The organism is Anabaena sp. EIM26 (assembly GCF_057568715.1).
In genome coordinates, this window is record NZ_CM172472.1 from 2,573,654 (window position 1) to 2,586,005 (window position 12,352).

Consider the following 12,352-nt stretch of genomic DNA (forward strand, 5'->3'; position numbering starts at 1 on the left):
TATCTATTCGCATAGCCTGGGATTAAAAACTCAGCATAAATATTTGTGCTTTGTTCCTCTTATTTACTGTTCCCCTTTCCCTAATCCCTGTTTCTTACCTAAGCAAATCAAATCTCTATATAAGGCTTTCATATAATGAAACCTCAATGGACACAACAATTTTATCAATTAGGAATCACGAGTTTATTGGTAATAGGAGAAATATTAATATCTACAAACATAAGAGTATTCGCCCAATTAAAACCAGATCACACATTAGGTTCAGAAAACTCGATTGTTAACAAAGTTGACGAAATCAAAGACCTGATCAATGGTGGTGCTACTAGAGGGTCAAATTTATTTCATAGTTTTGAAAAATTCAATATTGAACTAGGTAAAAGTGTTTATTTTGCCAACCCTGTAGGAATTGAGAATATATTAACTCGTGTAACTGGTGTTAATTCTTCTAATATTTTAGGAAAATTAGGAGTAGATGGAACAGCAAATTTATTTTTAATCAATCCCAATGGAATATTTTTTGGTAAAAATGCAGTTTTAGATATTCGTGGTTCTTTTACTGCCACAACTGTGGATGAGATTAAGTTAGGTGACAATGGTTCATTTAGTTCTACAGCACCAGCTAAAAGTAATTTATTGACTGTACAACCAAGTGCGTTATTTGTTAATGCTATTAAAAATCAACAAGCAAAGATAGAAAATCAAGGAAATTTAATAACAGGTAAAGATTTAACATTTTTTAGCAGCAAGATTAATAGTAGTGGGATTTTATCTGCACCTCATGGCAAGATAGAACTAACATCTACAACAGGAGATATCAAAGTTAATGAATTAACTGCACAAGCAGCTACATTAACAGCTAATCAAAATATTAACTATGGCAATATTTCAATTGCTGATAATAATACAGCCAATTCTTCAATAAATCCCACCTTATCATTAACGGCAGGAAAACAGATTGCAGGTATAGGAAATATTACCACTACAGCACCAGGATTATTAGTAAATTTGCAAGCCAAAGACAATATTAACATCAAGGATATTAGTACCAAAGGTGGAGATATTAATATCACCAGTGAGAATGGAGATATTATTACAGGGATACTTGATACTACTTATAATACTTATCAAACCAGCATCATAGACATTGATGAAGGTGGAACATTTACAGATACAGACCAAGGCTTCTTTACCTTTACTAGCAATCTTACTGACCCCATCACAGAAGTTAAAGTCAGACTTTCAGCTAGTAATGTTCTCAGTAATTCAAATGTTTATTTATCGTCACCCACAGAAATATATGTAAATTTGATTAATTCCACAGGAAATAATCTAGCCAATTTTCAAGATACTCTACTTACTGATAGTGCTTCTACTCCTATTTCATCAGGTTCTACTCCCTTTAACGGCATTTTCCAACCTGATGAGCCATTGGCTATTCTGAATCGGCGCAACCCCAATGGTACTTGGAATTTAACTATATATAGTTATGAAGATAACAATCCGGGTAATACTGTAATGAATGTATATAAAGCTGGAGACACTGCCCCTTGGGAAATAGCAACTGGTACACAGTTAATCATCACTACCTCTCGTAGTCTTGGTGCTGGAGGAAATGTTAATCTCAAGGCTGGAGGTAAAATTTCTATAGGTCATATCAATTCATCTAGTAGCGTTAATGCTGGGTTGATTAACCTGAATGCTAACCATAACATTACTACGGGTAATATTAACTCTTCCTCTATTTTGGGAAATGGGGGAGGAATTTACCTCACCAGCACACAAGGTAATATCACTACAGGATACCTGGACTCCTCCTCACTTTCATCTTCAGGAAACGCAGGAGAAGGAGGAGCAATTTCCCTCACTACCACACAAGGTAATATCACTACAGGATACCTGGACTCCTCCTCACTTTCATCTTCAGGAAACGCAGGAGAAGGGGGAGCAATTTCCCTCACTACCACACAAGGTAATATCACTACAGGATACCTAGACTCCTCTTCATTTTCACTTTCAGGAAACGCAGGAGAAGGGGAAGCAATTTCCCTCACTACCACACAAGGTAATATCACTACAGGATACCTAGACTCCTCTTCATTTTCACTTTCAGGAAACGCAGGAGAAGGGGGAGCAATTTCCCTCACTACCACACAAGGTAATATCACTACAGGATACATAGACTCCTACTCATCTTCATTTTCAGGAAACGTAGGAGAAGGGGGAGCAATTTCTCTCACTACCACACAAGGTAATATCACTACAGCAAAACTAGACTCCTCCTCATATTCAGAATCAGGAACAGGAGGAAATGGCGGGGAGATAACTTTAAATGCTGGTGGGCATATCTCTACTCAATACATAGACTCCTACTCATCTTCATTTTCAGGAACAGCAGGAAATGGCGGGGGGATGACTCTTATAGCTGGTGAGGATATCTCCACTCAATCCCTAGACTCCTCCTCATCTTCAGTTTCAGGAACAGGAGGAAATGCCGGGGGGATAACTTTAAATGCTGGTGGCGATATCTCCACTCAATCCCTAGACTCCTACTCATATTCAGATTCAGGAACAGGAGGAAATGGCGGGGGGATAACTTTAAATGCTGGTGGCGATATCAAGGGAATCAAAGATGATAACAATGAATTCCCAGTGTTTTCTTCCTTTTCTGTTTCCGAAACCGGAAATTCAGGACAGGGTGGTAACGTTACCTTAGCAGCTAGAAATAAGATTACAGATTTAGAAATTTTAACGCTGTCTTCTTCTGACAAATCTGGAGATGTTAAAATTAATGGTTTTAGCGATTTATCATTAACTAAAACTGCCATCATCACCAGCAAACAGTTGACAATCAAGATTTTTCGAGAAGAAATAATCCTGGATGTAGGTGGAGTAGGTCAATCAGGAAATGTGGATATTTCCAGCACGGGCAATCTATCCTTCAATAATACTCGCATTGAAAGTGACACCAAAGGCAACAATCCCGCAGGAAATGTAAATATCAGCAGTCCTGGTATTGTCACCTTCAACAATAGTAAAATTGTCAGCAACACCAGCAGCATAGGAAATGCCGGCAATATTCAAATTGATGCTGAGGATTTAACCCTCACAAAAGCCTCAGAGATCTCCGCTTCCACCACAGCAGACGGAAAAGCCGGAGACATCACCCTCGATACTCCTACCTTAACAGTAGCCAATGGAGGGAAAATCTTTGCTACCACTACAGGCACAGGTGATGGCGGTACAATCACCATTAATGCAGAAAAAGCTGTTAATTTAGGAATTGGTGTTCAAGACTTTGCCCCCATTCTTTCCGTTGAAGCCAGCGGTGCAGGTAAAGCCGGAAACATCATCGTTAATACTCCCAGCCTCACCGTATCCGATACCGCCCGCATCACCGCCACAGCCACTGCAACAGCCACCAATTCCGAAGGTGGTGGTAGCATCACTTTAAATGCCTCTAAAATAGACCTAGCGGGCATCGTCGGCGTTTTTGCCGAAACTCAAGGACAAGCACCCGCAGGTACATTAAAACTAAATCCTTACCAAAATCAGCCAGATTTAGACATTACTCTTTTTCCTAACTCAATTATTTCTGCTTCCACTGCTGCCAGTGGTAAAGGTGGTGATTTAATTATCACAGCACCGGAAAATATTAATATTGCAGGTAAAGGCAAATTAGCAGTTGAAACTTCAGGTATAGGTGATGCTGGCAATATTCAAATTACCACTCAAAATTTAAATATTACTGATGGTGTAAAAATATCAGCTTCTACTTCTGGTAGTGGCAAGGGTGGTAATATCAACGTTAACACTAATACCTTTACAACTACCAATGGGGGACAAATCCTCACCACCACATCAGGTAGTGCCAAAGCTGGAAATATCATCTTCAAAGTTCAAGATGATATCACCTTAGATGGTAGAAACAGCGGACTATTTGCTAACACAGAAACAGGTTCAACAGGTGATAGTGGTAGTATTGATATTGACCCCAAAACCTTCATCATCAAAAATGGTGCAGGGATAGGAGTAAATAGTCAAGGTAGTGGGAAAGGTGGAGATATTTCACTGCAAGCAGGCACTCTGAGTTTAGATAATAAAGCTTTCATCACTGCTGAAACTGCCAGTAACCAAGGTGGAGAAATAAATCTCAATATTCAAGATTTATTATTGCTACGAAATAACAGCCGCTTAACTGCTACTGCTGGTACAGATGGTGCAGGAGGAAATGGTGGAAATATCAATATCAATTCTCCCTTTATTGTAGCTTTTCCTAATGAAAATAGTGATATTACTGCTAATGCTTTTCAAGGAAATGGAGGAAAAATCAACATTACGACTAATGACATATTTGGACTAGAATTTCGTCCTCAATTAACCCTAAAAAGTGATATTACTGCTTCTTCACAATTTGGATTAAGTGGTCAAGTGACAATTAATCGTTTAGACGTTGATCCATCCAGAGGCTTAGTGACATTACCTAGCACTTTAGTGGATACGGCTAATCAGTTAGTTCAAGGGTGTACAGGTAATGCAAAAATAGCACGTCGAAAAAATAGATTTACCATTGTGGGTCGGGGTGGATTACCATCTAATCCTAATGATTTATTGGCGGGGACAACACCGTTAGTAGATTTGGTAGATGTCGTTTCTGTTCAGGAAACCAGCCAACAAGAAATAACACCAGTTGTTATGAAGAATGAACACAGAAATCTTAAAAATCTAGTAATTCAGCAGGCACAAGGATGGATAATTAATGGTGATGGGAAGGTAATTCTCACAGCAGAAACACCTAATGTCACTTCTCAAAATTCGGGGTTAAGTTATCCTAGTTGTCATTGAACCAGTATTAATTAGTTCTCACAGAAGTAAACGATAGCAGTCCTTAATGATTCATGAAAACTTCTATTCCTGTTACCTGTTCCTTTCCATCACTTACGTCACGCTATGCTATCACTGATAATTTCTCAAGTCAAATACGATTGCTATAACAACAAACAAATTAAACGAATTATATGAATAATCCTACCAAACCTCGCCAGTTACCAACCCAAGCTATAGCTGCTAAGATATTTCACTCTCTGAATATCATTAGTCTTTTTCTCATGCTGACTAGTGGACTACAAATTTATAATGCTAACCCCGTTTTTGGTGGACGTGCAGGTTTACATATTCCACCACTTTTTACTTTAGGTGCTTGGTTGGCAGGAGGTAGACACTGGCATTTTGCTGCTATGTGGCTATTTTCTCTCAATCTTTTAGGTTATGGAATTTACATTTTTATGACTCGGCGTTGGCGACATCGCTTTGTGGGAGTTAATGACATCAAAGCATTACAAAAAACTCAAAATCCTCAACGTCTCATTTATGCTTGGCATCGTATCGCCTATACAGCCATTATTCCCATATTATTACTAGCAATACTAACAGGAATTGGGATGTATAAACCTGCTCAATTTCCTTGGATAGTCGATATGTTTGGCGATTGGCAAGCATTAAGAATTGTTCATTTTGCATCTGTGCCATTGGTGATAATATTTGTAATTATCCATTGGCATTTAGGACGGAAGGCAGGAGGAGAAAAGCTGACTGAATCTATGTTTTGGTAAATTATTTTATTGGTAATAAAGCCATGAATGTTGATAAAAATAAAGACTTAATCCATCTAATTCAACCTCAGTTAACACGGCGAAAATTCTTACAAATTTCTGGAATTTCTAGCACGGGCTTGTTTCTTGGTGGTTGTGGTACACCTGCATTTGAAGATTTAGTTGGTAAGCTTTCTGAACCTCTGAACCAGAAGGTTGAAGAATTCATTTTTCAGCCCCAAAAACTTGTACCAGAATTTTCTGCTAGTCTTATTGAACCAGAAGCTTTAATAATTAATAGTTTCCGCAATACACCAATTATTGATCAAGACAAATTTCGTTTAATTATTGACGGTGATGTCAATAATCCCCTCAGCCTGAGTATGGCGGAAATTCAGGCTTTACCTCTCACCTCCATGATTATTCGTCATGTTTGTGTAGAAGGGTGGGCTGCGATCGTACAATGGGGAGGTATACGCTTACGTGATATTATTGCCATAGCCAAACCCCAGGCAAATGTTAAGTATGCTTTTTTTGAATCAGCAGATGGTTATTATGAAAGTTGGGATATAGCTTCAGCTACACACCCTCAAACTTTGTTAGCTTATCAAAAAAATGGTGAAAAGTTGCCTGTAGAAAATGGCGCACCTTTACGTCTAGCTTCCCCAATTAAACTAGGCTATAAACAGAGTAAATGGGTAACGCGAATTACACTGACTCGCTATTTATCAGCTTTTAAAGGTTACTGGGAAGATCAAGGTTATGAATGGTTTGCAGGATTATAGATACATGAGGTACAAAGTTTAATTACATAGCATTTTATTTGGAAATTTAAATAAACATGAACTTTTTTGATAAATTAAATACGAATATTTCCCAAAATCAAAGCTTACTATTTGTAGGACTTGATCCAAATCCAGAAATGATCCCTGCGCGTTATCAATCATCAGATGTTATTGCAGGTTTGGCAAATTGGTTGCAATTTATAATTGCCGAAACGGCTGATTTTGTCTGTGCTTATAAACCAACTTTGGGATTTTATGAAGCTTTGGGTGTTCCCGGTTTAGAACTTTTATTCAAAACTTTGGCATCTATCCCTACGCACATTCCTATTATTTTAGATGCTAAACACAGTGATTTAAATACTAGTAGTATTTTTGCCAGAACTGTATTTACAGAATGGTTGGTAGATGCTATTACTCTTAGTCCCTATACTGGACAGGATCATGTAGCACCATTTTTAGTTTACCCTGATCAAGCGGTGTTTATTTTATGTTGTACTTCTAACCCAGGTGCAGCAATTTTACAGCAATTTCCTCATCAAAAATCACCCTTTTATTTGCAGATAGTTCAGGAATCAAAAACCTGGGGAACACCAGAACAATTAGGCTTGGAGGTAGGAACCACAGATGCTGATATTCTCAAATCTATTCGGTTAATCGCTCCCGAAAGAATTATTATGGCACGTAGTATTTGGGCTGAGGAAGGTAATTTAAAAAATATCTTAGCCGCAGGGTTAAATGGTAATGGTGATGGTTTACTAATTCCGGTTCCTCAGGATATGTTGGGTCAATCTGATTTATCTCAACAAATTCAATTATTACGCACGGAAATTAATCAATTTAGAAGTGAAATTATCCATGATGCTTCTACTTGTGAGGTGTGGTTGCCTGATGTTTCGGTAAAAGATAAACAGCCACATCAAGATTTGATTTTACAACTTTATGATATTGGCTGTATTATGTTTGGGGAATTTGTTCAGGCATCAGGAGCGACTTTTCCTTATTATATTGATTTACGGAAAATTATTTCTAATCCTCAAGTTTTTAATCAAGTGCTTAGTGCTTATGAGGAAATTTTAAAAAATCTTACTTTTGATAGATTGGCTGGGATTCCTTATGGTTCTTTACCGACAGCAACTGGTTTATCTTTGCGTCTTCATTGTCCGATGATTTTTCCCCGAAAAGAGGTAAAAGCACATGGAACAAGGAAGGTGATTGAAGGTAATTTCTATCCTGGTGAAACGGTTGCGGTAGTTGATGATATTCTCATCAGTGGTAAAAGCGTGATGGAAGGTGCGGAAAAGTTAAGATCTGCGGGATTAAAGATTAATGATATTGTTGTATTTATTGACCATGAACAAGGGGTAAAAGATAGGTTAAGCCAAAATGGTTATTGCGCTCATTCTGTTTTAACTATTTCAGAAATTGTCACCACTCTGCACCAAGCAGGAAGAATAAATGATGCTCAATTTTTGGCTTTTAAAGAATGTTAGTTTGTAAGTATTCAGGATAGAGAATACTCCAAGTCAGGAGAATAAAGGCTTTTTTAGTCAACTTTGATGATTTTGATAAAATCTCACTTCTCTCTATTCTTCATTCAATGTAACCTGAGTTCGACATAAGATAGTTTGTGGAAAACTAGCCTCCAGTAGGAGTTTCAAACCCTTATTCTCTCGCTCTTAAAAATCATAACTCCGTTCGGCGAAGCCGTGCCGTAGGCATAGCAGAAACTCCTAACACCGAACTCAGGTGAACTCAGGTTTAGTAGGTTGATTGTTAGCGAATTATCGGGTCTGATGCACCCTACAAGAAATAGTGTGAAGCTGAAGTAAGTTCTATTAAAATGAAAATTAAATGAGTATAATTATTATTTGCCCTGGGATTCATGAACCAGAATTAACCGCAAACTTTATTACAGGGCTATCAAATTCAACAACGGATATAGCAATCAAAGAAAATAAATTAGATATACTGGTTTATCCTGGGCAGGGTATTTTAGCCTTATCAGCATTTCATATTTTACAGTTTTTGAGCGATGCCTACGGAGCGCGGAGTGCAAGTCAGTGCTGGCATGATCAGTTAGACTGCCCTGTGATATTCATCAGCTATAGTGCGGGAGTCGTTGGTGCCATTATTGCTGCGACAAAGTGGCAAATGTTGGGCGGTATAGTCAAAGCCTTTATTGCCATAGATGGATGGGGAATGCCACTATGGGGTAATTTCCCAATTCATCGGATGAGTCATGATTACTTCACCCATTGGAGTTCTGCTATTTTAGGTGGTGGGGAAGATAATTTCTACGCTGAACCACCAGTTAACCATTTATCAATGTGGCACTCCCCTCAAACAGTACAAGGCAAATGGGTAGACCAGTCAATAGGTTTGTCTTTACCCCAAAATTACCTCAATGCTGCTGAATTTTTGCATTTGTTGCTAAAACGTTATGAAAAAAACAATCCGGACAACAAAGTTAGCAACCAGGAGTGAGAATTAGTCAGGACAATAGAGATAAATCAATATTTTTGCTGATCCTGCTGCCCTTTGCTTCATCTACCATAGTTCATATTCCTACACATAGTTAATGTTTCCCACTGAACCTACTGCTGTTAATCACGGCTTTGGCACACTGTTAAAAAACAGGGGTTTTATGCTCCTGTGGATTGGACAACTAGTTTCCCAGTTGGCAGATAAGGTATTTTTTGTCTTGATGATTGCCTTGCTGGAGAACTACCCACCGCCACCGGGGTTAGCGGAAAACTCGATGTACTCAACTTTGATGGTGGCATTTACAATTCCAGCAATTTTATTTGGTTCTGCTGGTGGTATCCTTGTTGACCGCTTACCGAAAAAGTTGGTGATGGTTGGTTCGGATGTGGTGCGGGGGTTTTTAACATTATTGATTCCCTTTTTGCCCAGAGAATTTCTGATTTTGTTAATTCTCACTTTTGCCATTTCTTGTGTGACACAGTTTTTTGCCCCAGCGGAGCAAGCTGCAATTCCTCAGTTGGTAGAACGAGAGAATTTAATGGCTGCCAATGCCCTATTTAGCACTACTATGATGGGTGCTTTAATTGTTGGGTTTGCGATAGGTGAACCAATATTGAGTTTGGCTAAAAGCTATCTAGGAAAAGATTTTGGTCAGGAAATTGTCGTTGGGGCATTATATTTACTATCTGCGGCAATTATGCAGCCTATCAATTTTAAAGAACATCAACCAATTGAGGCGAATTCGACGGGAACTCATGTTTGGAATGAATTTACAGATAGTTTGCGCTACATCAAGAAAAACCGTCTAGTTTTGAATGCGATGCTGCAATTAATGACTTTGTATTGCGTGTTTGCAGCGTTAACAGTGCTAACGATTAGATTAGCCGCAGACTTTGGCTTAAAGGAAAAACAGTTTGGTTTCTTCTTGGCTGCTGCTGGAGTCGGGATGGTCATAGGAGCAGGTATTTTGGGTCATTGGAGTGATAAGTTACATCACAAACCTCTACCCCTAATTGGATTTTTGATGATGGCTTTGGTTTTAGGGGTGGTTACTTTTACCCACAGTCTCATCCTCGCACTGGGACTTTGTGCATTGTTGGGTATAGGTGCTTCTTTAATTGGCGTACCGATGCAAACTTTGATTCAACAGCAAACGCCACCGACTATGCACGGTAAGGTTTTTGGCTTTCAAAACCATGTTGTGAATATTGCGCTTTCCCTACCTTTAGCGATCGCTCGCCCATTAACTGATATCTTAGGACTGCGAGTCGTGCTAATGATCATGAGTTTTGTAGTAGCGCTGATTGGTGTTTGGGCTTGGAAAAATACTCGCCGAGTCTTGCAAGATGTGATTTAAAGATTGTAGAATCATAATCCAGTCTTATGCTCATAGATGGAGATTATCTCAGCATTTTCTGGAATTTTTAAATTAGAATGAAATTTTAAATACAGAATTTAAGCGTTAATTTTAGCTATATTTTGAGGTTAACCGTGCGATCGCCTTCTCAAATCAGTCTCCCACAATCGGAAAATCACAAGCAATCCCCTATCTCTAATTCGTCAGTTGTCACCCCAAAACGGGCATCTGGCGGTTTTGCTTTGTTAGATAGTCTTGTCCGTCATGGTGTTGAGTATATTTTTGGTTATCCCGGTGGAGCAATTTTACCGATTTATGATGACCTGTATAAAGTAGAAGAAACTGGCCGAGTTAAACATATCCTCGTTAGACACGAACAAGGCGCTTCCCATGCCGCTGATGGTTACGCCCGTGCTACTGGTAAGGTGGGGATATGTTTTGGTACTTCTGGCCCAGGAGCAACAAACCTAGTCACAGGTATTGCTACAGCCTACATGGATTCTATTCCCATGATTGTGGTGACAGGACAAGTCCCCAGGGCTTCCATTGGTACAGATGCTTTCCAAGAAACAGATATCTACGGGATTACTTTGCCTATTGTCAAGCATTCTTATGTGGTGCGTGACCCCAAAGATATGGCGCGAATTGTGGCAGAAGCTTTCCACATTGCCAGTACTGGTAGACCGGGGCCTGTTTTGATCGATGTCCCCAAGGATGTGGCTTTAGAAGAATTTGATTATGTGCCGGTAGAACCAGGTACGGTGAAGTTACCTGGCTATCGTCCCACGGTGAAGGGCAATCCCCGCCAAATTAACGGGGCGATTCAGTTGATTAGAGAAAGTCGCCGTCCGTTGTTGTATGTTGGTGGCGGTGCGATCGCATCTAATGCCCACGAAGAAGTCAAACAACTGGCAGAATTATTTAATATCCCCGTCACTACCACTTTGATGGGTATCGGTGCATTTGATGAACATCATCCTCTCTCCTTGGGAATGTTGGGAATGCACGGAACCGCTTACGCTAACTTTGCGGTGACAGATTGCGATTTGCTGATTTGTGTCGGTGCTAGATTTGATGACCGGGTAACAGGTAAGTTAGATGAATTTGCCTCCCATGCGAAGGTTATTCACATCGACATTGACCCGGCTGAAGTAGGTAAAAACCGTGTACCTGAAGTGCCTATTGTTGGTGATGTTAAGCACGTTCTCACGGATTTGTTACGCCGATGTCAAAACTCAACTAACAAAATTCCACCTCATCAAAATCAGGAATGGTTAAATGTAATTAACCGTTGGAAACAAGATTATCCTTTGGTTGTACCTCATTATCCTGACAGCATTTCCCCCCAAGAGGTGATTGTCGAAATTGGTAGTCAAGCCCCCCATGCTTTCTACACGACAGATGTGGGACAACATCAAATGTGGGCAGCACAATTCCTCAAAAATGGCCCCAGACGTTGGATTTCTAGCGCCGGTTTAGGAACAATGGGTTTTGGTGTCCCTGCGGCTATGGGTGTAAAAGTTGCATTCCCTGACGAAGAAGTGATTTGTATCAGTGGTGATGCCAGTTTCCAAATGTGTTTACAGGAATTGGGAACCCTTGCACAATATGGCATAAATGTCAAAACTGTGATTTTAAATAATGGCTGGCAGGGAATGGTGCGTCAGTGGCAACAAGCCTTTTATGGTGAGCGTTATTCCTGCTCAAATATGGAAGTAGGAATGCCAGATATTGAATTTTTGGCCAAAGCTTACGGGATCAAGGGGATGGTGATTAGCGATCGCGCTCAATTATCCGATCAGATCGCAGAAATGCTGGCGCACAACGGCCCGGTAATCGTTAATGTTCATGTCACCAGAGACGAAAACTGTTATCCAATGGTAGCCCCTGGCAAAAGTAACGCCCAGATGTTCGGTTTACCTAAGCCCACGCCCACAACCGCCGTTGAGCCAGTTTATTGTAGCCACTGCGGGACAAAAAACCCAGCCAGCCATAATTTCTGTGCTGAATGTGGAAATAAATTGTAGATTCTGAACTTCAGTAGAGGCGTATTGCATACGCCCTTACTTTATTTACATATTTACATTTTTGTGATAGAAGATATTTCCCCACATTAATCAATAAAATATTACCTTGGC

7 protein-coding genes are annotated in these 12,352 nt (G+C 39.6%); all 7 read left to right on the forward strand.

What is annotated here, in order from left to right:
• Window positions 1-135: 135 nt before the first annotated feature.
• A complete protein-coding gene (locus AC012T_RS11195) occupies window positions 136-4,842 on the forward strand; it encodes a two-partner secretion domain-containing protein (protein WP_487065709.1) in 4,707 nt (1,568 codons plus the stop codon).
• A gap of 173 nt (window positions 4,843-5,015) precedes the next feature.
• On the forward strand, window positions 5,016-5,609 hold the full coding sequence (locus AC012T_RS11200; protein ID WP_487065711.1) for a cytochrome b/b6 domain-containing protein: 594 nt from the start codon (window positions 5,016-5,018) through the stop codon (window positions 5,607-5,609).
• 23 nt (window positions 5,610-5,632) lie between these two features.
• Entirely contained in the window at window positions 5,633-6,373 is a 741-nt protein-coding gene (locus tag AC012T_RS11205; RefSeq protein WP_487065713.1) for a molybdopterin-dependent oxidoreductase, read from the forward strand.
• Between the two features lie 56 nt (window positions 6,374-6,429).
• Window positions 6,430-7,863 carry a bifunctional orotidine-5'-phosphate decarboxylase/orotate phosphoribosyltransferase gene (locus AC012T_RS11210; protein WP_487065715.1) on the forward strand — a complete coding sequence of 478 codons (1,434 nt, stop codon included), beginning with the start codon at window positions 6,430-6,432 and terminating at the stop codon, window positions 7,861-7,863.
• Between the two features lie 361 nt (window positions 7,864-8,224).
• Entirely contained in the window at window positions 8,225-8,857 is a 633-nt protein-coding gene (locus AC012T_RS11215) for a hypothetical protein (protein WP_487065717.1), read from the forward strand.
• 94 nt (window positions 8,858-8,951) lie between these two features.
• Complete coding sequence (locus tag AC012T_RS11220) at window positions 8,952-10,214, forward strand: MFS transporter (RefSeq protein WP_487065719.1); 1,263 nt, start codon at window positions 8,952-8,954, stop codon at window positions 10,212-10,214.
• A gap of 134 nt (window positions 10,215-10,348) precedes the next feature.
• Window positions 10,349-12,241, forward strand: a complete 1,893-nt coding sequence (gene ilvB, locus AC012T_RS11225) for a biosynthetic-type acetolactate synthase large subunit (RefSeq protein WP_487065721.1) — start codon at window positions 10,349-10,351, stop codon at window positions 12,239-12,241.
• The last annotated feature ends 111 nt before the right edge of the window (window positions 12,242-12,352 follow it).

Excerpts from the sequence above, each read along its gene's own strand:
- AC012T_RS11195 (WP_487065709.1), top strand. The coding sequence starts at position 136 with ATGAAACCTCAATGGACACAACAATTTTATCAATTAGGAATCACGAGT.
- AC012T_RS11200 (WP_487065711.1), top strand. The coding sequence starts at position 5,016 with ATGAATAATCCTACCAAACCTCGCCAGTTACCAACCCAAGCTATAGCT.
- AC012T_RS11205 (WP_487065713.1), top strand. The coding sequence starts at position 5,633 with ATGAATGTTGATAAAAATAAAGACTTAATCCATCTAATTCAACCTCAG.
- AC012T_RS11210 (WP_487065715.1), top strand. The coding sequence starts at position 6,430 with ATGAACTTTTTTGATAAATTAAATACGAATATTTCCCAAAATCAAAGC.
- AC012T_RS11215 (WP_487065717.1), top strand. The coding sequence starts at position 8,225 with ATGAGTATAATTATTATTTGCCCTGGGATTCATGAACCAGAATTAACC.
- AC012T_RS11220 (WP_487065719.1), top strand. The coding sequence starts at position 8,952 with ATGTTTCCCACTGAACCTACTGCTGTTAATCACGGCTTTGGCACACTG.